Here is a 21,735-nt window from a genome sequence, read left to right on the forward strand (position 1 = left end):
ACAAGCAGCGTGCGGGTTCGACAACGAACCGCACCGGCTCGTTCCCGCAATAGCGTGTTGCGGAACGGGCAAAACGATTTTCGACAATTTGGGTGGCATTAACGATATGGCAGCTAGCGAAGGCACGCGCGGTCCGGATCCGTCCGAGTACATTGCGCACCACTTGCAGAATTTCTCCACCTCGCATCAGACGTCGATTTTCGACATCCACGTCTGGAATCTCGACACGCTGTTCTGGTCGATCGTTTGCGGCATCGTGACGATCATCCTGCTGCGTCTGGCCGCCCGCAAGGCGACGTCGGGCGTGCCGGGCCGTTTCCAGTGCGCGATCGAGATGCTCGTCGAAATGGTCGAAGACCAGTCGAAGGCCATCGTCCACGGCAATCGTACCTTCATCGCGCCGCTCGCCCTCACGGTGTTCGTGTGGGTTGCGCTGATGAACTCCCTCGACTTCCTCCCGGTCGACCTGCCGGGCCGCGTGATCGGCCTGCTCGGTCTGTCGGACGTGATTTCCCACCATCGCATCGTCCCGACGGCCGACCTGAACGGCACGCTCGGCATCGCGCTCGGCGTGTTCGTCCTGATGATCTACTACAGCATCAAGATCAAGGGCGCGGGCGGCTTTGCGCATGAGCTGCTGTCGGCCCCGTTCGGCGGCCACCCGCTGCTGTGGATCCCGAACCTCGCGCTCAACATCGTCGAATACGTTGCAAAGACCGTTTCGCTCGGCATGCGGCTGTTCGGCAACATGTACGCGGGTGAGCTGTTGTTCCTGTTGATCGCCCTGCTCGGCAGCATGTGGAGCTTCGGTGGCGACGCAACGTTCCTCGGCTTCGTTGGTCATGTGATCGCGGGTAGCGTCTGGGCAATCTTCCACATTCTGATTGTTCTGTTGCAGGCATTCATTTTCATGATGCTGACGCTGGTGTATCTCGGCCAGGCGCACGACAAGCACTAAGCGCGGCGTGCAAGAAAGAGTCTTCGTTTTAGTTTTTTAAATCTCAGTTCCAAGTCTTTTCACAAAGGAGTGATCATGCAAGCTTACATCGCCAACATCCAGGGTCTGACCGCCATCGGTATCGGCATCATCATCGGCCTGGGTGCAATCGGCGCCTGTATCGGTATCGCGCTGATGGGTGGCAAGTACATCGAAGCCTGCGCACGTCAGCCGGAACTCATCAACCCGCTGCAAACGAAGATGTTCCTGCTGGCTGGTCTGATCGACGCTGCATTCCTGATCGGCGTTGGTGTCGCAATGCTGTTCGCGTTCGCGAACCCGCTCCTGTCGAAGCTCGCAGGCTAAGGTTCCTCGGAAATATGCGTCCGGCGTGAGCCGGCGCAGGGCGGAACGGAGACTTGGGGCGCTGATCGAATGCAACTCGATGAGCGCCTTACCGTTTCATTTTTCCGGAATAGCAGATAAGGAAACACCGTGAATCTCAACGCAACTCTGTTTGCGCAAATGGTCGTGTTCCTGGTCCTCGCGTGGTTCACGATGAAATTCGTGTGGCCGCCGTTGATCAACGCCCTCGACGAACGTTCGAAGAAGATCGCCGACGGCCTCGCCGCCGCCGAGAAGGGCAAGGCGGAACTCGACGCAGCGCACAAGCGCGTGGACCAGGAACTCGCGCAGGCCCGCAACGACGGCCAGCAGCGCATCGCCGACGCCGAAAAGCGTGCACAGGCGGTCGCCGAGGAAATCAAGGCCAACGCCCAGGCTGAAGCCGCCCGCATCGTCGCCCAGGCGAAGGCGGAAGCAGAACAGCAAATCGTGAAGGCGCGCGAAGCGCTGCGTGGCGAAGTCGCCGCGCTGGCCGTGAAGGGCGCCGAGCAGATCCTGAAGCGCGAAGTCGATCAAACGGCCCACGCCCAACTGCTGAATCAACTGAAAGCCGAGCTCTGATCATGGCCGAACTTGCAACCATCGCCCGCCCTTACGCAGAAGCGCTGTTCCGCGTGGCCGAGGGCGGTGACATCGCCGCCTGGTCCACGCTCGTGCAAGAGCTGGCCCAGGTTGCGCGTCTGCCGGAAGTGCTGTCGGTCGCGTCGAGCCCGAAGGTGACGCGCACGCAAGTAGCCGAGTTGCTGCTTGCTGCGGTGAAGTCGCCGCTCGCGGCCGGCGCCGAAGCGAAGAACTTCGTGCAGATGCTGGTCGACAATCATCGCATCGCGCTGCTGCCGGAAATCGCCGAGCAGTTCGAGGCGCTCAAGAACGAACGTGAAGGCGCAGCCGACGCCGAGATCGTGAGCGCGTTCCCGCTGAACGGCGCGGATCTCGACAGTCTCGTCTCGGGCCTCGAACGCAAGTTCAAGCGCAAGCTGAAACCGACGGTCGAAGTCGATTCGTCGCTGATCGGCGGCGTGCGCGTGACGGTCGGCGACGAAGTGCTCGACACCTCGGTTCGCGCGCGCCTCGCATCGATGCAGGCTGCCTTGACCGCCTGAGCGCCACGCCGGCACGCAACAGAATTGACTATCAGGAGCGAATAATGCAACTCAATCCCTCTGAGATCAGCGAGCTGATCAAGAGCCGGATCCAGGGCCTTGAAGCGAGCGCAGACGTTCGCAACCAGGGCACCGTGATCTCCGTGACCGACGGTATCGTGCGTATCCACGGCCTGTCGGACGTGATGCAGGGCGAAATGCTCGAGTTTCCGGGCAACACGTTCGGTCTCGCGCTGAACCTCGAGCGCGACTCGGTCGGCGCGGTGATTCTCGGCGAATACGAACACATTTCGGAAGGCGACATCGTCAAGACGACGGGCCGCATTCTCGAAGTCCCGGTTGGCCCGGAACTCGTCGGCCGCGTGGTCGACGCGCTCGGCAACCCGATCGACGGCAAGGGCCCGGTCAACGCGAAGCTGACCGACGCGATCGAAAAGATCGCCCCGGGCGTGATCTGGCGTAAGTCGGTGTCGCAGCCGGTGCAGACGGGCATCAAGTCGATCGACGCGATGGTGCCGATCGGCCGTGGCCAGCGTGAGCTGATCATCGGCGACCGTCAGTGCGGCAAGACCGCGGTGGCGCTCGACGCGATCATCAACCAGAAGGGCAAGGACCTGATCTGTATCTACGTCGCGATCGGCCAGAAGGCTTCGTCGATCATGAACGTGGTGCGCAAGCTCGAAGAAACGGGCGCGCTCGAATACACGATCGTCGTCGCCGCTTCGGCATCGGATTCGGCTGCGATGCAGTACCTGGCACCGTACGCCGGCTGCACGATGGGCGAATACTTCCGCGACCGCGGCCAAGACGCGCTGATCATCTATGACGACTTGACCAAGCAGGCTTGGGCATACCGTCAGATCTCGCTGCTGCTGCGCCGCCCGCCGGGCCGTGAAGCGTACCCGGGTGACGTGTTCTATCTGCACTCGCGTCTGCTCGAGCGTGCGGCTCGCGTGTCGGAAGAGTACGTCGAGAAGTTCACGAACGGCGAAGTGAAGGGCAAGAGCGGCTCGCTGACGGCACTGCCGGTCATCGAAACGCAAGCCGGCGACGTGACCGCGTTCGTTCCGACGAACGTGATCTCGATTACCGACGGCCAGATCTTCCTGGAAACCGACCTGTTCAACGCAGGCATCCGCCCGGCAATCAACGCCGGCGTGTCGGTGTCGCGCGTCGGTGGCGCCGCTCAGACGAAGGTCGTGAAGAAGCTGTCGGGCGGTATCCGTACCGACCTCGCGCAGTACCGTGAACTCGCGGCATTCGCGCAGTTCGCCTCGGATCTCGACGAAGCGACCCGCAAGCAGCTCGAGCGCGGCCGCCGCGTGACGGAACTGCTGAAGCAGCCGCAGTACCAGCCGCTGCAGGTGTGGGAACTGGCCGTGTCGCTGTACGCCGCGAACAACGGCTACCTCGACGATCTCGACGTCAAGCAAGTGCTGCCGTTCGAGAAGGGCCTGCGCGACAACCTGAAGACCAGCCACGCTGACCTCATCAAGCGCATCGAAGACACCAAGGATCTCTCGAAGGACGACGAAGGCGCGCTGCGCGCGGCGATCGAATCCTTCAAGAAGTCCGGTGCCTATTGATCCGCGAGTGACACACCGAGGCCGCGCGGGGGCTGATGTGCCCGCGCCGCTTCGGTGAGCGATGCATGAGCCCCGAGTGAGCGCTGAAGCGCTAACACGGGGCGCAAAGGAGCAAGCTATGGCTGGAATGAAGGAAATTCGCGGCAAGATCAAGAGCGTGCAGAACACGCGCAAGATCACGAAGGCGATGGAGATGGTGGCTGCATCGAAGATGCGTCGCGCGCAGGAACGCATGCGCGCCGCTCGTCCGTATGCGGACAAGGTCCGTGCCATCGCCGCGCACATGAGCCGTGCGAACCCGGAGTACCGCCACCCGTTCATGGTGGCGAACGACGGCGCGCAGACGGCCGGCATCATCCTCGTCACGACCGACAAGGGGCTGTGCGGCGGTCTGAACACCAACGTGCTGCGTGCGACGGTGCAGAAGTTCAAGGAGCTGGAAGAGAAGGGCCAGAAGGTCGAAGCCACCGCGATCGGCGGCAAGGGCCTCGGGTTCCTGAACCGCTTCGGCGCGAAGGTGATGTCGCAGGTCGTGCACCTCGGCGACACCCCGCACCTGGACAAGCTGATCGGCGCCGTGAAGACGCAGCTCGATCTGTACTCGGAAGGCAAGCTGTCGGCGGTTTATATCGCTTACACGCGCTTCGTCAACACGATGAAGCAGGAAGCCGTGATCGAGCAGTTGCTGCCGCTGTCGTCGGAACACTTCGAAGCCGATGACGGTACGCCGGCGACGTCGTGGGACTACATCTACGAGCCGGACGCGCAGGCCGTCGTCGACGAACTGCTCGTGCGTTACGTCGAGGCGCTGGTGTACCAGGCCGTCGCGGAAAACATGGCGTCCGAGCAATCGGCGCGCATGGTCGCGATGAAGGCCGCGTCCGACAACGCGAAGACGGTGATCAGCGAACTGCAGCTCGTCTACAACAAGAGCCGTCAGGCCGCGATCACGAAAGAACTGTCGGAGATCGTCGGCGGCGCAGCCGCTGTTTAAGCGCGCGCCCGGGACGACAACTGCGCCTTTGCGCGAGTAAAGAATCAGGTATTTAAAGGAAAAGCGATGAGTACTGCTGCTTTGGTAGAAGGCAAGATCGTACAGTGCATCGGCGCCGTTATCGACGTGGAATTCCCGCGCGACAGCATGCCGAAGATCTACGACGCGCTCATTCTCGATGGCTCGGAACTGACGCTCGAAGTCCAGCAGCAGCTGGGCGACGGCGTGGTCCGTACCATCTGTCTGGGTGCATCCGACGGCCTGCGCCGCGGCCTGACCGTGAAGAACACGGCGAAGCCGATCTCGGTGCCGGTCGGCAAGCCGACCCTCGGCCGAATCATGGACGTGCTCGGCCGTCCGATCGACGAAGCCGGCCCGATCGAAAGCGAACATACGCGTTCGATCCACCAGAAGGCGCCGGCGTTCGACGAACTGTCGCCGTCGACCGAACTGCTCGAAACGGGTATCAAGGTCATCGACCTGATCTGCCCGTTCGCGAAGGGCGGCAAGGTTGGCCTGTTCGGTGGTGCAGGCGTGGGCAAGACCGTCAACATGATGGAGCTCATCAACAACATCGCGAAGGAACACGGCGGTTACTCCGTGTTCGCGGGCGTGGGCGAGCGTACCCGTGAAGGGAACGACTTCTACCACGAAATGAAGGACTCGAACGTTCTCGACAAGGTCGCGCTGGTGTACGGCCAGATGAACGAGCCGCCGGGCAACCGTCTGCGCGTCGCGCTGACCGGCCTGACGATGGCCGAGCACTTCCGTGACGAAGGCCTCGACGTGCTGTTCTTCGTCGACAACATCTACCGTTTCACGCTGGCCGGTACCGAAGTGTCGGCACTGCTCGGCCGTATGCCGTCGGCAGTGGGCTATCAGCCGACGCTGGCTGAAGAAATGGGCAAGCTGCAAGAGCGCATCACGTCGACGAAGAAGGGCTCGATCACGTCGGTTCAGGCCGTGTACGTCCCTGCGGACGACTTGACCGACCCGTCGCCGGCGACCACCTTCGGCCACCTGGACGCAACCGTCGTTCTGTCGCGTGACATCGCTTCGCTGGGTATCTACCCGGCGGTCGACCCGCTCGACTCGACGTCGCGCCAGATCGACCCGAACGTGATCGGCGAAGAGCACTACACGATCACCCGTCGCGTTCAGCAGACGCTGCAGCGCTACAAGGAACTGCGCGACATCATCGCGATTCTGGGCATGGACGAACTGTCGCCGGAAGACAAGCTGTCGGTCGCACGTGCGCGTAAGATCCAGCGTTTCCTGTCGCAGCCGTTCCACGTCGCTGAAGTGTTCACGGGCTCGCCGGGCAAGTACGTGCCGCTGAAGGAAACGATCCGCGGCTTCAAGATGATCGTCGACGGCGAGTGCGACCACCTGCCGGAACAGGCGTTCTACATGGTCGGCACGATCGACGAAGCCTTCGAAAAGGCCAAGAAGATCCAGTAAGGGCTTGAGTGAGTCGCAAGCCGGCGTGTGCCGGCCGGAGCAATGAGTCAGCGATGACTCGTATTCCGGCCGCCCGCGCCGGTCGCAATACGCTCAACCCGTGGATGAGATTGGAGTCGATATGGCAACCATCAAAGTAGACGTCGTCAGCGCGGAAGAGCAGATCTTCTCGGGCGAGGCGAAATTCGTCGCGCTGCCGGGCGAAACGGGTGAGCTGGGCATTCTGCCGGGCCACACGCCGCTCATCACCCGGATTCGTCCGGGTGCGGTGCGCATCGAGGTCGAGGGCGGCAACGACGAATTCGTGTTCGTCGCGGGCGGCATTCTCGAAGTGCAGCCGGGCGCCGTGACGGTGCTCGCCGATACCGCGATCCGCGGCAAGGACCTCGACGCGGCGAAAGCCGAGGAAGCGCGCAAGCGTGCCGAGGAAACGCTGCAGAACGCGAAGTCGGATCTCGACCTCGCGAAAGCGCAATCCGAGCTCGCGACCGCGATGGCGCAGCTCGAGGCGATCCAGCGTCTGGCGAAGATCCGCAGCCGGCACTGAGCCGCGACGCGTATCTCGCGAAAGAAAGCAGCCTTCGGGCTGCTTTTTTTCGTCCGTCGTTTTCGTCCGTTTTTTGCGGGCAGGATCGTATCGTCCGGTCGTGCTATTTCACCCGTGCGCCGCGATTCGATGTCAGAGTATCGTCAGCGAAGCGCGGCATCATCCGCGGTGAGGCCGGCCGTCGCGATCGTTGCGGCGGCGGCGGGCGCGGTGCGCGCGCGGGCCGATCAGACAAAAACGGACGGAGACATCGATGGCAGCAGACCTTGGCAAGGGGGCGCTGATCGCGCCCGAAAACGGACTGTCCTACGTGCGCGGCGCAACCGACGTGCCGCTATCCGAAGCGACGATCAGCCGGTTCCTGCTCGACACGGCCGGCCGCTTTCCCGACCGTCCGGCCGTCGTGTTCCGCGAGCAGCAGGTGCGCTGGACCTGGCGCGAGTTCGCGAACGAGGTCGACGTGCTGGCCGCCGGGCTCGCGGCGCTCGGGATCGTGAAGGGCGACTGCGTCGGCATCTGGTCGCCGAACCGCAGCGAATGGCTGCTCACGCAGTTCGCGACCGCGCGGATCGGCGCCGTGCTCGTCAACATCAATCCGGCTTACCGGCTGTCGGAACTCGAATACGCGCTGAACAAGGTCGGCTGCAAGGCCGTGATCTCGGCCGAGCGCTTCAAGACGTCCGCGTACGTCGAGATGCTGCAGACGATCGCGCCGGAGCTCGCGACCGCGACGCCGGGCGACCTGCACGCGGCGCGCGTGCCGAGCCTGCGCACGATCGTGTCGATGGGCGAGGTGGCGCCCGCCGGCATGTTCCGCTTCGCGGACGTGATGGCGCGCGGCCGCCAGGCCGTCGATCCGGCGCTGCTCGATGCGATCGGCGCGACGCTCGCGGCCAACGATCCGATCAATATCCAGTTCACGAGCGGCACGACCGGCAGCCCGAAGGGCGCGACGCTCACGCACCGCAACGTCGTCAACAACGCGCGCTCGATCGCGATGGCGATGCGTTTCACCGAGCAGGATTCGCTCTGCATCCCGGTGCCGCTCTATCACTGCTTCGGGATGGTGCTGGCCGTGCTCGCGTGCGTGTCGAAGGGCGCCGCGATGGTGTTCCCCGGCGAAGCGTTCGACCCGGTCGCGACGCTCGCGGCGGTGGCCGAAGAGCGGTGCACCGCACTGCACGGCGTGCCGACGATGTTCATCGCGGAGCTCGACCATCCGGAATTCGCGAAATTCGACCTGTCGACGCTGCGTACCGGGATCATGGCCGGCTCGCCGTGCCCGATCGAGACGATGAAGCGCGTCGTGTCGCAGATGCATCTTTCCGAAATCACGATCGCGTACGGGATGACGGAGACGAGCCCCGTGTCGTTCCAGAGCTCGACCGACGATCCGCTGGAAAAGCGCACGACGACGGTCGGCCGCATCCAGCCGCATCTCGAAGTGAAGATCGTCGATCCGGCCGGCGAGATCGTGCCGGTCGGCGCGACGGGCGAGCTGTGCACGAAAGGCTATTCGGTGATGCTCGGCTACTGGGACGACGATGCGAAGACGCGCGAGGTGCTGGTCGACGGCTGGATGCATACGGGCGACCTCGCGACGCTCGACGAGGACGGCTACTGCAACATCGTCGGCCGCCTGAAGGACATGGTGATTCGCGGCGGCGAGAACGTCTATCCGCGGGAGATCGAGGAATTCCTGTTCCGGCATCCGAAGATCCAGAGCGCGCAGGTGTTCGGCGTGCCCGATCCGAAGTACGGCGAGGAGCTGTGCGCGTGGATCGTGCTGCGCGCGGACGAGCAGATGACCGAGGACGACGTGCGCGCGTTCTGCAACGGGCAGATCGCGCACTACAAGATTCCGCGCTATATCCGCTTCGTCGACGAACTGCCGATGACGGTGACGGGCAAGGTGCAGAAGTTCGTGATGCGCGAGCGGATGATCGAGGAGCTGAAGCTCGACGTGCAGAAGACCGCGTGAAGCGCGACGATGCGGGAACGTGCGGAACAAACAGGGCGGCCTGCGGGCCGCCCGGTGCAAGTCGCTACGTTTTCGATGGACGAAAAAAAGCGGGCTTATTAGCCCGCTAAAAACCACACGCTACGGGGTTAGCGCGAGGAGACCAAAGATGAAACCGGATCCGGCGGGGGGCCGGAAACGACTCCAACAGGGATGCCCCTCGGAAGGGCTTCGGTACGTGACCGACTGGCTCGCAGCGCTTCGCGTCCGCTCACACTTGGCACACGAGACCGCATCCGTGTTGAAACCGTTGAGGCCATTGTGGGCGAATTAATGACCCGTCGCGGTAACAAAGTGTTTCAGGTTGTAACGCCCGCCAGATAAGGCTTTCCGGGATTTTTTGCTGTTTTCGGGGTCCTGAAAAAGGTCATTTTTACCCATATTTTCCGTCTCGTTTTCAAGGTATGCGCGCGATGCGTTTTTCACGCGTATCGGGCGCGATGAATTGCCGATTTGCACGCGAGAAAGTGCACGGCGTGATCGATACCGCGCACGACGATTCATTCGTCGGAAAGATTTTGAAACGTGATCGGAATGCGCGAAAGTCGGCCGTTCGGCCAATCCCGCGAATCTTGCGCCGAGGGCGGGCGCTGCGGCGCGAAGGGAAAGTGTAACGACGGCACGCCGGCTGCCGGGCCTCGCGAGATGTCGGCGCCCGGCGGCCGCGGGGGCGGTGCCCGTGTCCGGCCGCCGCGGCGCGGGCGCGCCTACTTCAGCCACTTGTCCGAAATCGCCTGATATTCGCCGGTGGACAGCGCAAGATGCAGCCACTGGTCGACGTACTGCTGGAACACGACGTCGCCGCGCGGCACCATGTACGCCTTCTCGCCGAACTGGAACGGCTTGTCCGGATGCACCGAGCAGAGGCCCGGATTCAGCTTTTGCTGCAACAGCGTCTCGGATGCATCCGTCACCATCACGTCGGCCTTGCCCGCGAGGATCTGCTTGAAGATCGTCACGTTGTCCGGATAGACAGCGAGGTTCGCGTGCGTGAAGAACTGCTTCGCGAAGCGCTCGTTGGTGCCGCCCGGATTCACGATCACGCGCGTCTCGGGCCGGTCGATCTGCGCGACGGTCTGGTACTTGTCGGCATCCGCGCAGCGCACGATCGGCGTCTTGCCGTCGACCGCGTACGGCTGCGTGAAGAACACGCGCTTCTGGCGCTCGAGCGTCGTCGACACGCCGCCCACCGCGATGTCGCACTTCGCGACGAAGTCGTTGGTGAGGTTCGACCAGCTCGTCTTCACGTAGTCGGCCTTCACGCCGAGCGATTTCGCGAGCGATTCCGCCATGTCGATGTCGATGCCCTCGAAGCGGCCGTCCGCGCGGTGGTACGAATACGGCTTGTAGTCGCCCGTCGTGCACACGCGCAGCGCGCCGCGCGCGAGCACGTCGTCGAGCCGCGTGCCGGCGGCCGGCGCAGTCGTGGCGGCGCCGGCCGCGGTCTGCGCGTGTGCGGCGGTGCAGCACAGCCATGCGGCTGCGGCGAGCGTGGCGAATGTCTTCATCGGTCTCCTCCTTGGTTCGGTTCGATATGAGCGTCCGATCATAACGGAGCCATCGCGCGCGTCATATGGCCGCCATCGCACCGGCATGCGCAGTCCGATCGCGGCTGTCCGGTAAAATGCCGCTTTGCCTTCGCATCGTCGCTCCTACCGTGGCCCATAACCTGCTCAACGACACCTTCCTGCGTGCGCTTCTGCGCGAGCCGACCGACTACACGCCGATCTGGCTGATGCGTCAGGCCGGCCGCTACCTGCCCGAATACAACGCGACGCGTGCGCGCGCCGGCAGCTTCCTCGGCCTCGCGAAAAATCCCGACTACGCGACCGAAGTGACGTTGCAGCCGCTCGAGCGCTTTCCGCTCGACGCCGCGATCCTGTTCTCGGACATCCTGACGATTCCCGACGCGATGGGGCTCGGTCTCGACTTCCAGGCCGGCGAAGGGCCGAAGTTCGCGCATCCGGTGCACACCGAGGCCGACGTCGCGAAGCTCGCGGTGCCGGACATCGAGGAGACGCTCGGCTACGTGACGGGCGCCGTGCGCGAGATCCGCCGCGCGCTCACCGACGGCCAGGGCCGTCAGCGCGTGCCGCTGATCGGTTTCTCGGGCAGCCCGTGGACGCTCGCGTGCTACATGGTCGAAGGCGGCGGCTCGGACGATTTCCGCACGGTGAAGTCGATGGCGTATTCGCGCCCCGACCTGATGCACCGGATCCTCGACGTGAACGCGCAGGCGGTGGCCGCGTATCTGAACGCGCAGATCGACGCGGGCGCGCAGGCCGTGATGATCTTCGATACGTGGGGCGGCGCGCTGGCCGACGGCGCGTACCAGCGCTTCTCGCTCGATTACATCCGCCGCGTGGTGTCGCAGCTCAAGCGCGAGCACGACGGCGAGCGCGTGCCGGTGATCACGTTCACGAAGGGCGGCGGGCTGTGGCTCGAGGAGATCGCGGCGACCGGCGTCGACGCGGTCGGGCTCGACTGGACGGTCAACCTCGGCGCCGCGCGCGAGCGCGTCGCGGGGCGCGTGGCGCTGCAGGGCAACCTCGACCCGACGATCCTGTTCGCGCCGCCGGCCACGGTGCGCGAACAGGCGCGCGCGGTGCTCGACAGCTACGGCAACCATCCGGGTCACGTGTTCAATCTCGGGCACGGTATTTCGCAATTCACGTCGCCCGATCACGTCGCCGAACTCGTCGACGAAGTGCATACCCACAGCCGCGCGATCCGTAGCGGAGCGGCGCGCTGAATGCAAGCGCCGTCATGCTGCGTTGCGGAATGACGGCGTTTCGTCGTTGAAACTAAACAGGACGCAACCCCGCTCCGGTCGCCGATTCGATGCTTGTCAAGACTTGACTTATACACATTTTCCACGTTGCAGCGCGGTAGAGCCCCGTATCGGTCAATTTGTCTCGCTATTGTTCGGTAATTTGAATAGCAGCCTTATGGAATAAGGCTTCGCGGGGGCCGGCGACAAACGGTGAAAAACAGCGGAAAGCACGGCCCCGCGCGCGTTGCGGCCGTTGAGCGGCGAGTTCTCAACAAAGTTATCCACAGGCTGGGCAGGGTATACGGCGATTCCTAATGCGAATCCAAAACTTAGCGCCGAATCTGAAGTTTTACTTTAAGTTCGCCGTCGCCATGCGGGCGCGGGTGCAAGCCGTCCGTGCGCTGCGTGCCGCCGCTGCCGGAGCGTGTCGATGAGCGGCGTCTACCTGCGCGTGGCGCTCGACCATCCGCTCGCGACCCTGTTCGACTACCGCTGCGACGTGCAGCCGCCGCCCGTGCCCGGCACGCTCGTGCAGGTGCCGTTCGGCAAGCGGCAGGCGGTCGGGCTCGTCTGCGAAGTCACCACTCACACCGATGTGCCGCCGTCGCGGCTGCGCGCGGTCGAGGCGATCTGTACCGACCTGCCGCCGTTGTCGGCGGACTGGCTCACGCTCGTGTCGTTCGCCGCCGACTACTATCAGCGCGGGCGCGGCGAAGTCGCGTTGCCGGCGCTGCCGCAGGCGCTGCGCGACGCGGGGCGCTGGGGGCGGCTGCTCGCGCCGGAGGTGCGCTACCTACCGACCGAAGCCGGCCGCGCGGCGCTGCCCGACGCGTTGCCGGCGCGCGGCGCCGCGCTGCGCCGGCTCGCGCAGGCGTTGGTCGATACCGGCTCGCTGACGCTGCCCGATGCGCGCGTGCTGCATCCGAAGGCGGTCGCGACGCTCGACGACTGGGCGGCGCGCGGCTGGGTGGCCGTCGAGGAGATCGGTTGGGCCGATGCGCCTGTGGTCAACCCTGTGGATAACCTGTCGACAAGCGGTGGACGCGCTGTGCCGCCGGCGTTGACGGACCAGCAGGCGGAGGCGTTCGACACGATCCGCGCCGCGCAGGGCTTCGCGCCGTTCCTGCTGCACGGCGTGACGGGCAGCGGCAAGACCGAGGTCTATCTGCACGCGCTCGCGTCGCTGCTCGATGCGCGCCCGGACGCACAGGCGCTCGTGCTCGTGCCCGAAATCAACCTGACGCCGCAGTTCGAGGCCGCGTTTCGCGCGCGCTTCGCGGGCGCGCTCGCCGACGACGCGATCGTCACGCTGCACAGCGGGCTCGCCGAAGGCGAGCGGGCGCGCAACTGGCTCGCTGCCCACACGGGCCGCGCGCGGATCGTGCTCGGCACGCGCCTCGCGGTGCTCGCGTCGATGCCGACGCTCGCGCTGATCGTCGTCGACGAGGAGCACGAGCCCGCATACAAGCAGCAGGAAGGGCTGCGCTATTCGGCGCGCGATCTGGCCGTGTGGCGCGCGAAACAGCTCGGCATCACGGTCGTGCTCGGCTCGGCCACGCCGTCGCTCGAAAGCTGGTGGCTGGCCGAGCAGGGGCGCTACACGCGGCTCACGCTGTCGCGTCGCGCGGTGGCCGACGCGACGCTGCCGACCGTGCGGCTGATCGATCTCGAAGAAGAGCGGCGGCGCGGGCGCGCGTCGATGGGCGGGCTGTCGGGGCCGCTCGTCGCGGCGCTGAAGGCGCGGCTCGAACGCGGCGAACAGAGCCTCGTGTTCCTGAACCGGCGCGGTTACGCGCCGCAGCTCGCGTGCGACGCATGCGGCTGGGTGGCCGGCTGCCCGCGCTGCAGCGCGTACGTCGTGCTGCACAAGCCCGAGCACGCGCTGCGCTGCCATCACTGCGGCTGGGAAGCGCGGATTCCGCGGTCGTGCCCCGAGTGCGGGAACGTCGACATCGCGCCGCTCGGTCGCGGCACGCAGCGCATCGAGGAGGCGCTTGCCGAGGCCGTGCCGGGCGCGCGGATTCTGCGCATCGACGCGGACAGCACACGCCGCAAGGGCAGCGCGCAGGCGCTTTTTTCCGACGTGCACGCGGGCGAGGTCGACATCCTGGTCGGCACGCAGATGATCGCGAAGGGGCACGATTTCCGGCGCGTGTCGCTCGTCGGCGTGCTCAATGCCGATACCGCGCTGTTCTCGCACGACTTCCGCGCGAGCGAGCGGCTGTTCGCGCAGCTGATGCAGGTGAGCGGCCGCGCGGGGCGCGCCGGGCTGCCGGGCGAGGTGCTGGTGCAGACGCGCTATCCGCGTCACGCGCTGTACCACGCGCTCGGGCGGCAGGACTACGTGGGCTTCGCGAATTCGACGCTGGGCGAGCGTCGCGACGCGCACCTGCCGCCGTTCGTCTACCAGGCGCTGCTGCGCGCCGAAGGGCGCACGCTCGACGCGGCGCTCGCGTTCCTGCTGCAGGCCGCGGCCGCGTTGCCGGGGTTGCCGGGCGCCGATCGCGTGACCGTGTACGACGCGGTGCCGATGACGATCGTGAAGGTCGCGAACGTCCACCGTGCGCAGTTGCTACTCGAAAGCGCGTCGCGGGCGGCGCTGCAGCATGCGCTGCGCGCGTGGCAGCCGGAACTGCGCGCGCTGAAGGGCGTGCTGCGGTGGAGCGTCGAGGTCGATCCGCTCGATATCTGAGCGGCCTCCGCGCGGCCGTCGCGCGGGCCGCGGCCGGATGCCGGTAACCCGTGCCGCCGGCGCCCCCGAATCGTCGTTTCCCGTCGCTTGCCCCGATGCCGGGTCGGCACCGCATCCTGTCACCCCAGTGCAACCCGTTTTCGGCCGCGCTTGCGCAGGCCGACGGTTGCACACGCTCGCCGAACCGGCCCGATCAGGGAAAATACCGATCCCGGGACCACGGGCAACCCCTAGGTTGCAACCGCATAAGTGTCTGATTATATTGACTAACTTGCGGGTGCAACCTATCTCTCAATTTGGTTGCACCTTTTTATTGCGTGCCGTAGGATTTCGCGCATCCTCTTACACCACACAGCCGGCCTCGCACCGGCGCACGAACCCACCATGGCAAGCACGACTCTCGGCGTCAAAGTCGACGATCTTCTCCGCTCGCGCCTCAAGGACGCCGCCGCGCGTCTCGAGCGCACTCCCCACTGGCTGATCAAGCAGGCGATCTTCGCGTATCTCGAGCGGATCGAGCACGGCCAGTTGCCGCCCGAGCTGTCGGGCCACAGCGGCGTGACGGAGCTCGCCGACGGGCAGGCCGCGGACGGCGACGACGACAACTCGCCGCATCCGTTCCTCGAATTCGCGCAGAACGTGCAGCCGCAATCGGTGTTGCGCGCGGCGATCACGGCCGCGTACCGCCGTCCGGAACCGGAATGCGTGCCGTTCCTGCTCGGCCAGGCGCGTCTGCCCACGAACCTGCAGGCGGACGTGCAGGCGCTCGCGACGAAGCTGGTCGAGGCGCTGCGCGAGAAGAGCTCGGGCGGTGGCGTCGAAGGGCTGATCCACGAGTTCTCGCTGTCGAGCCAGGAAGGCGTCGCGCTGATGTGCCTCGCCGAAGCGCTGCTGCGCATTCCCGATCGCGCGACGCGCGATGCGCTGATCCGCGACAAGATCAGCAAGGGCGACTGGCGTTCGCACGTCGGCCACGCGCCGTCGCTGTTCGTGAACGCGGCGACCTGGGGGCTGATGATCACCGGCAAGCTCGTGACGACCAACAGCGAAGCGGGTCTGTCGTCGGCGCTCACGCGCCTGATCGGTCGCGGCGGCGAGCCGCTGATCCGCAAGGGCGTCGACATGGCGATGCGTCTGATGGGCGAGCAGTTCGTCACCGGCGAGACGATCTCCGAAGCGCTCGCGAACAGCCGCAAGTACGAAGCGCGCGGCTTCCGCTACTCGTACGACATGCTCGGCGAAGCGGCGACGACCGAAGAGGATGCGCAGCGCTACTACGCGTCGTACGAACAGGCGATCCACGCGATCGGCAAGGCGGCCGGCGGCCGCGGCATCTACGAAGGCCCGGGCATCTCGATCAAGCTGTCGGCGCTGCACGCGCGCTACTCGCGCTCGCAGCAGGACCGCACGATGAGCGAGCTGCTGCCGCGCGTGCGTGCGCTCGCGCTGCTCGCGCGCCGCTACGACATCGGCCTGAACATCGACGCGGAAGAGGCCGACCGTCTCGAACTGTCGCTCGACCTGCTCGAGGCGCTGTGCTTCGATCCGGAGCTCGCGGGCTGGAACGGCATCGGCTTCGTCGTGCAGGGCTACCAGAAGCGCTGCCCGTTCGTGATCGACTACCTGATCGATCTCGCGCGCCGCAGCCGTCACCGTCTGATGATCCGCCTCGTGAAGGGTGCGTACTGGGATACCGAAATCAAGCGGGCGCAGGTCGACGGCCTCGAGGGCTATCCGGTCTACACGCGCAAGATCTACACCGACGTGTCGTACCTCGCGTGCGCGAAGAAGCTGCTCGCGGCGCCCGACGCCGTGTACCCGCAGTTCGCGACGCACAACGCGTACACGCTCGCCGCGATCTATCACCTCGCCGGCCACAACTACTACCCGGGCCAGTACGAGTTCCAGTGTCTGCACGGGATGGGCGAGCCGCTGTACGAGGAAGTCACGGGCCGCGACAAGCTGAACCGTCCGTGCCGCGTGTACGCGCCGGTCGGCACGCACGAGACGCTGCTCGCGTATCTCGTGCGCCGTCTGCTGGAAAACGGCGCGAACACGTCGTTCGTGAACCGCATCGCCGACAAGACGGTATCGGTGAAGGAACTGGTCGCCGATCCGGTCGACGAGGCATCGAAGGTCGTGCCGCTCGGCGCGCCGCACGCGAAGATCCCGCTGCCGCGCAACCTGTATGGCGACGAGCGTCCCAACTCGATGGGCCTCGACCTGTCGAACGAACACCGTCTCGCGTCGCTGTCGTCCGCGCTGCTCGCGAGCGCGCACCATCCGTGGCGCGCGGCGCCGATGCTCGCCGACGACGCGCTCGCCGACGCACCGGCGCGCGACGTGCGCAACCCGGCCGACCTGCGCGACGTGGTCGGCACGGTCAGCGAAGCGACGGCCGAACACGTGAGCGCGGCGCTCGCGCACGCGGTGACCGCCGCGCCGATCTGGCAGGCGACGCCGGTCGACGCGCGCGCCGATTGCCTGGTGCGCGCGGCCGATCTGCTCGAAGCGCAGATGCACACGCTGATGGGCCTGATCGTGCGCGAAGCCGGCAAGTCGCTGCCGAACGCGATCGCCGAGATCCGCGAAGCGGTCGACTTCCTGCGCTACTACGCGGCGCAGATCCGCGGCGAATTCTCGAACGACACGCACCGTCCGCTCGGCCCCGTGGTCTGCATCAGCCCGTGGAACTTCCCGCTGGCGATCTTCATGGGCCAGGTGGCCGCGGCGCTCGCCGCCGGCAACACGGTGCTCGCGAAGCCGGCCGAACAGACGCCGCTGATCGCCGCGCAAGCCGTGCGGCTGCTGCGCGAGGCCGGTGTGCCGGCCGGCGCGGTGCAACTGCTGCCGGGCACGGGCGAAACCGTCGGCGCGGCGCTGGTCGCCGACCCGCGCACGCGTGCGGTGATGTTCACGGGTTCGACCGAAGTCGCGCGCCTGATCAACAAGACGCTCGCCGCGCGCCTCGATCCGGACGGCAAGCCGATCCCGCTGATCGCCGAAACGGGCGGCCAGAACGCGATGATCGTCGACTCGTCGGCGCTCGCGGAGCAGGTCGTCGCGGACGTGATGCAGTCGTCGTTCGACTCGGCCGGTCAACGGTGTTCGGCGTTGCGCGTTCTGTGTCTGCAGGACGACGTCGCGGACCGCACGCTGACGATGCTCAAGGGCGCGATGCACGAGCTGGCGCTCGGCAACCCCGACCGGCTGTCGACCGACGTCGGCCCGGTGATCGACGCCGAAGCGAAGCAGACGATCGACGCACACGTCGCGGCGATGAAGGACAAGGGCCACGCGGTCACGCAACTGCCGATGCCCGATGCCTGCGCGCACGGCACGTTCGTGCCGCCGACGCTGATCGAGATCGGCAGCATCGACGAGTTGAAGCGTGAAGTGTTCGGCCCCGTGCTGCACGTGGTGCGCTACCGCCGCAACCAGCTCGACAAGCTGCTCGAGCAGATCCGCGCGACCGGCTACGGGCTCACGCTCGGTATCCACACGCGGATCGACGAGACGATCGCGCACGTGATTTCGAATGCGCACGTGGGCAACATCTACGTGAACCGCAACGTGATCGGCGCGGTGGTCGGCGTGCAGCCGTTCGGCGGCGAGGGGCTGTCGGGCACGGGCCCGAAGGCCGGCGGCGCGCTGTACCTGCAGCGCTTGCTCGCGACGCGTCCGTCGGGCCTGCCGCGCGCGCTCGCGCAGTCGCTGGTGGCGGACGGCGCGACCGAAAGCGATGCGCGCGGCAACCCGGCGGCGGCGCTCACGACGCTGCGCGACTGGCTGATCGAGCAGCGCGAGCCGGTGCTGGCCGCGCGTTGCGACGGCTATCTCGCGCAGGTGCCGGCCGGCGCGACCGCCGTGCTGACCGGCCCGACGGGCGAGCGAAACACGTATACACTCGGCCCGCGCGGCACGGTGCTGTGTGTCGCGGCCACGCCGGGCGGCGCGCGTGCGCAGTTCGCGGCGGTGCTGGCGACGGGCAACCGTGCGCTGTTCGCCGGCGCGGCGGGCGAGGCGCTGGTCGCCGCGCTGCCGGCGTCGCTGAAGGCGCACGCGGCCGTGCGCAAGCAGGCCGACGCGCCGTTCGACGCGGTGCTGTTCGAAGGCGACAGCGACGAGCTGCAGACGCTCGTGAAGGACGTCGCGCAGCGGCCGGGCCCGATCGTGTCGGTGCAGGGCGTGTCGGTGGGCGCGTTCGAGAACGGCGACGCGGAGGACTACGCGCTCGAACGGCTCCTGACGGAGCGCTCGGTGAGCGTGAACACGGCCGCGGCGGGCGGCAATGCGAATTTGATGACGATCGGCTGACCATCCTTGCCGTTCGGATCAAACAAAGGAAGCGGCAAGGCGATCCCGAAGCCGCTCCATTTACCCTGGTACCAAGGAGATGCTATGCAACACACGATGAAAAAGGTGGCAGGCGCGACGTTCGTCGCGGTCATGTCGCTGGCGGGGACGGCCCATGCGGATGACGTGAAGATCGGTTACGCAGGGCCGATGACGGGCGCGCAGGCGCACTACGGCAAGGATATGCAGAACGGGATCGTGCTCGCGCTGGAAGACTTCAACGCGACGAACCCGAAGATCGGCGGCAAGGCCGTGAAATTCGTGCTCGACACGCAGGACGACCAGGCCGACCCGCGTACGGGTACGACGGTCGCCCAGAAGCTGGTCGACGACGGCATCAAGGGCATGCTCGGCCACTTCAACTCGGGCACGACGATTCCCGCGTCGCGCATCTACGCGAACGCGGGCATTCCGGAAATCGCGATGGCGACGGCGCCGGAATACACGCAGCAGGGCTACAAGACGACCTTCCGCATGATGACGTCCGACACGCAGCAGGGCTCGGTGGCCGGCACGTTCGCGTCGAAGGATCTCGGCATGAAGAAGATCGCGATCGTCGACGACCGCACGGCCTACGGCCAGGGTCTCGCCGACCAGTTCGAGAAGGCCGCGAAGGCCGGCGGCGCGACGATCGTCGACCGTGAATTCACGAACGACAAGGCAGTCGACTTCAAGGCGATTCTGACGAAGCTGAAGGCGGCGAAGCCGGACCTCGTCTACTACGGCGGCGCGGATTCGCAGGCGGCGCCGATGGTCAAGCAGATGAAGGCGCTCGGCATCACCGCACCGCTGATGAGCGGCGAAATGGTGAAGACGCCGACGTTCCTGAAGATCGCGGGCGCCGCGGCCGAAGGCACGATCGCGTCGCTGGCCGGCCTGCCGCTGGAAGAAATGCCGGGCGGCAAGGCTTACGCCGACAAGTACAAGAAGCGCTTCGGCGAAGACGTGCAGACGTACTCGCCGTACGCGTACGACGGCGCGATGGCGATGCTGAACGCGATGAAGAAGGCCGATTCGACCGATCCGGCGAAGTACCTGCCGGTGCTCGCGAAGACCGACATGGCCGGCGTCACGTCGACGCACGTCGCGTATGACGCGAAGGGCGACCTGAAGAACGGCGGCATCACGATGTACAAGGTCGAGAAGGGCGACTGGAAGCCGCTGAAGAGCATCGGCGGGAAGTAAGCCGCCTGTCGCGATGTGCCGAAGCATGGGCGGCGGCGAAGGTCGCTGCCCGGCCGCTCGGGTATCTGAAAAGCCGCATGGTCACGAACCATGCGGCTTTTTTTATCGGCGCGAGCGCGGCTACTCGCCGCGCACGCGGAGCAGGAACTTCTGCAGCTTGCCGGTCGGCGTGCGCGGCAGCGCCTGCACGAACGTGAACTCGCGCGGGACCTTGTACGCGGCGAGCCGCTCGCCGCAGAACGCGCGCAGCGCATCCGCATCGGGCGCCGCGTTCGCCCGCATCACGACGTGCGCGACGACCGTCTCGCCCCAGTCCGGATGCGGGACACCGACGACGGCCGCCTCGGCGATGTCCGGATGCGCGCCGAGCACGTCCTCCACTTCCTTCGAATAGACGTTCTCGCCGCCGGTGACGATCATGTCCTTCAGCCGGTCGACGATGAACAGATAGCCATCCTGATCGATCCGTGCGATGTCGCCGGTGCGATACCAGCCGTCCGGCGTGAACGCGGCGCGCGTCGCGGCCGCGTCGTCGAGATAGCCGAGCATCGTGCTGGCGGCCTTGAGCCAGATCTCGCCGGTTTCGCCCGGCCGCGCATCGACGCCGTCCATCCGCACGACCCGCAGGTCGACGCCCGGGCCGCCCTGGCGGCCGATCGAGCCGGCCTTCGCGATCTGCTCGTCCGGATACAGCGTCGTGCCGGCCGGCCCGGTTTCCGTCATCCCGTACACGTGGAAGAACGCGTGGCTGCGGTACGCGCGGGCGAGCCGTTCGGCCTGCGCGGCGCCGATCGGGCCGCCGCCGTACAGCCACGCGCGCACGCTCGACAGGTCGAATGCCGCGAAGCCGTCGATCGTGTCGAGCGGCAACGTATACGACACCGGCGCGCCGAAATACAGCGTCACGCGCTCGCGCTCGACGGTCTGCAGGAAGCGCAGCGGATGGTATTCGCGCAGCAGCACGACGGTGCCGCCCGCGTACAGCGTGCCGCCGAACCAGTTGTTCAGCGGCGACGAATGCCAGATCGGCATCGCCATCAGCGTGCGCTCGTGACGGCCGATTCCGGTTGCTAGCGCCGCCTGCATCGCCGCCAGCGTCACCGTGCGATGACTGTGCACGCACCCCTTCGGGCGGCCGGTCGTGCCGGACGTGTAGAGGATCTGCGCGATGTCGTCGTCGGCCGGCTCGATGCCCGCGAGGCCGTCCATCGTCGCGCACATCGTGTCGAAGTTCGGCACGCCGTCGAGTTCGCCCTCGGTCACGAGGCGCCGCGCCGGATGCACGATGCGCTCGACCACCGGCGCGAGCGCCACGTCGAACAGCAGGGCCTTGCTGCCGCTGTGTTCGAGCACGTAGTCGACTTCCGGCGCCTGCAGCTTGTGGTTGATCGGCACGAATGCCGCGCCGAGGCGCCATGCGCCGAACATCAGGTCGACGAAGGCCGGCGTGTTGAAGCACATCGCGGCGACGCGATCGCCGGCCGCGACGCCGAGCGCGCTCAGCACGGCCGCCGCGCGGTGCGAACGCTCGCGTGCGGCCGCATACGTGATCGTCGCGGATTCGTTGACGAGGAAGGGCTTGTCGGGCGTCGCGCGGGCGGCGCGGTCGAGGGCGGCGACGAGGTTCATCGAGGCTCCGGGGCGGGCGAACGACTGCGGATTCGGGGGAGCGGGCC

Annotated in this window: 15 protein-coding genes; 13 read left to right on the plus strand and 2 right to left on the minus strand. The window is 66.2% G+C overall.

The features are described from left to right. Positions 1–106: 106 nt before the first annotated feature. From atpB to WT53_RS01955, 9 genes are all read left to right on the plus strand, one after another. Positions 107–958, plus strand: coding sequence for a F0F1 ATP synthase subunit A (gene atpB, locus WT53_RS01915; RefSeq protein ID WP_034209647.1), 852 nt, complete (start codon positions 107–109; stop codon positions 956–958). A 75-nt stretch (positions 959–1,033) separates the two neighbouring features. Continuing rightward, complete coding sequence (gene atpE / locus WT53_RS01920; RefSeq protein ID WP_006482730.1) at positions 1,034–1,303, plus strand: F0F1 ATP synthase subunit C; 270 nt, start codon at positions 1,034–1,036, stop codon at positions 1,301–1,303. A 129-nt stretch (positions 1,304–1,432) separates the two neighbouring features. After that, complete coding sequence (locus tag WT53_RS01925; RefSeq protein WP_006477283.1) at positions 1,433–1,903, plus strand: F0F1 ATP synthase subunit B; 471 nt, start codon at positions 1,433–1,435, stop codon at positions 1,901–1,903. A gap of 2 nt (positions 1,904–1,905) precedes the next feature. After that, positions 1,906–2,445: a F0F1 ATP synthase subunit delta gene (locus WT53_RS01930; RefSeq protein ID WP_034188172.1), complete on the plus strand. Its 540-nt coding sequence runs from the start codon at positions 1,906–1,908 to the stop codon at positions 2,443–2,445. 44 nt (positions 2,446–2,489) lie between these two features. Beyond that, positions 2,490–4,031, plus strand: a complete 1,542-nt coding sequence (gene atpA, locus WT53_RS01935; RefSeq protein WP_034209646.1) for a F0F1 ATP synthase subunit alpha — start codon at positions 2,490–2,492, stop codon at positions 4,029–4,031. A 118-nt stretch (positions 4,032–4,149) separates the two neighbouring features. Further along, positions 4,150–5,025 (plus strand): F0F1 ATP synthase subunit gamma, encoded by an 876-nt coding sequence (atpG, locus tag WT53_RS01940; protein WP_034209645.1) that lies wholly within the window; start codon positions 4,150–4,152, stop codon positions 5,023–5,025. A 66-nt stretch (positions 5,026–5,091) separates the two neighbouring features. Next, a complete protein-coding gene (gene atpD / locus WT53_RS01945) occupies positions 5,092–6,486 on the plus strand; it encodes a F0F1 ATP synthase subunit beta (protein ID WP_011882816.1) in 1,395 nt (464 codons plus the stop codon). Between the two features lie 121 nt (positions 6,487–6,607). Beyond that, complete coding sequence (locus tag WT53_RS01950) at positions 6,608–7,033, plus strand: F0F1 ATP synthase subunit epsilon (protein ID WP_006477288.1); 426 nt, start codon at positions 6,608–6,610, stop codon at positions 7,031–7,033. A gap of 253 nt (positions 7,034–7,286) precedes the next feature. Beyond that, complete coding sequence (locus WT53_RS01955) at positions 7,287–9,014, plus strand: AMP-binding protein (protein ID WP_060258292.1); 1,728 nt, start codon at positions 7,287–7,289, stop codon at positions 9,012–9,014. A 746-nt stretch (positions 9,015–9,760) separates the two neighbouring features. On the opposite strand, the gene WT53_RS01960 is transcribed toward WT53_RS01955, so the two are convergent. Next, positions 9,761–10,561 (minus strand): transporter substrate-binding domain-containing protein, encoded by an 801-nt coding sequence (locus tag WT53_RS01960; RefSeq protein ID WP_060258295.1) that lies wholly within the window; start codon positions 10,559–10,561, stop codon positions 9,761–9,763. A 149-nt stretch (positions 10,562–10,710) separates the two neighbouring features. Here WT53_RS01960 and hemE point away from each other — a divergent pair, with 149 nt between their 5' ends. From hemE to WT53_RS01980, 4 genes are all read left to right on the plus strand, one after another. Further along, positions 10,711–11,805, plus strand: a complete 1,095-nt coding sequence (hemE, locus tag WT53_RS01965) for a uroporphyrinogen decarboxylase (RefSeq protein WP_034209642.1) — start codon at positions 10,711–10,713, stop codon at positions 11,803–11,805. Between the two features lie 451 nt (positions 11,806–12,256). Continuing rightward, positions 12,257–14,518 carry a primosomal protein N' gene (locus WT53_RS01970; protein WP_034209641.1) on the plus strand — a complete coding sequence of 754 codons (2,262 nt, stop codon included), beginning with the start codon at positions 12,257–12,259 and terminating at the stop codon, positions 14,516–14,518. Positions 14,519–14,902: 384 nt separating this feature from the next. Further along, complete coding sequence (gene putA, locus WT53_RS01975) at positions 14,903–18,835, plus strand: trifunctional transcriptional regulator/proline dehydrogenase/L-glutamate gamma-semialdehyde dehydrogenase (protein WP_034209640.1); 3,933 nt, start codon at positions 14,903–14,905, stop codon at positions 18,833–18,835. 84 nt (positions 18,836–18,919) lie between these two features. Then, positions 18,920–20,059: a branched-chain amino acid ABC transporter substrate-binding protein gene (locus WT53_RS01980; protein ID WP_034209639.1), complete on the plus strand. Its 1,140-nt coding sequence runs from the start codon at positions 18,920–18,922 to the stop codon at positions 20,057–20,059. 120 nt (positions 20,060–20,179) lie between these two features. Here the strand turns inward: WT53_RS01980 and WT53_RS01985 are convergent, their stop codons facing one another. Then, positions 20,180–21,688, minus strand: coding sequence for a class I adenylate-forming enzyme family protein (locus WT53_RS01985; RefSeq protein WP_034209638.1), 1,509 nt, complete (start codon positions 21,686–21,688; stop codon positions 20,180–20,182). Positions 21,689–21,735: the final 47 nt, after the last annotated feature.

Origin of the sequence: Burkholderia sp. MSMB2157WGS, from assembly GCF_001532755.1 — a bacterium.
In the GTDB taxonomy this organism is placed as follows: domain Bacteria; phylum Pseudomonadota; class Gammaproteobacteria; order Burkholderiales; family Burkholderiaceae; genus Burkholderia.

Coding starts and splice junctions, on each gene's coding strand:
- atpD (WP_011882816.1), top strand. CDS start 5,092: ATGAGTACTGCTGCTTTGGTAGAAGGCAAGATCGTACAGTGCATCGGC.
- putA (WP_034209640.1), top strand. CDS start 14,903: ATGGCAAGCACGACTCTCGGCGTCAAAGTCGACGATCTTCTCCGCTCG.
- WT53_RS01930 (WP_034188172.1), top strand. CDS start 1,906: ATGGCCGAACTTGCAACCATCGCCCGCCCTTACGCAGAAGCGCTGTTC.
- WT53_RS01980 (WP_034209639.1), top strand. CDS start 18,920: ATGCAACACACGATGAAAAAGGTGGCAGGCGCGACGTTCGTCGCGGTC.
- atpB (WP_034209647.1), top strand. CDS start 107: ATGGCAGCTAGCGAAGGCACGCGCGGTCCGGATCCGTCCGAGTACATT.
- WT53_RS01950 (WP_006477288.1), top strand. CDS start 6,608: ATGGCAACCATCAAAGTAGACGTCGTCAGCGCGGAAGAGCAGATCTTC.
- atpE (WP_006482730.1), top strand. CDS start 1,034: ATGCAAGCTTACATCGCCAACATCCAGGGTCTGACCGCCATCGGTATC.
- atpG (WP_034209645.1), top strand. CDS start 4,150: ATGGCTGGAATGAAGGAAATTCGCGGCAAGATCAAGAGCGTGCAGAAC.
- WT53_RS01970 (WP_034209641.1), top strand. CDS start 12,257: ATGAGCGGCGTCTACCTGCGCGTGGCGCTCGACCATCCGCTCGCGACC.
- WT53_RS01985 (WP_034209638.1), bottom strand. CDS start 21,688: ATGAACCTCGTCGCCGCCCTCGACCGCGCCGCCCGCGCGACGCCCGAC.
- WT53_RS01955 (WP_060258292.1), top strand. CDS start 7,287: ATGGCAGCAGACCTTGGCAAGGGGGCGCTGATCGCGCCCGAAAACGGA.
- atpA (WP_034209646.1), top strand. CDS start 2,490: ATGCAACTCAATCCCTCTGAGATCAGCGAGCTGATCAAGAGCCGGATC.
- WT53_RS01960 (WP_060258295.1), bottom strand. CDS start 10,561: ATGAAGACATTCGCCACGCTCGCCGCAGCCGCATGGCTGTGCTGCACC.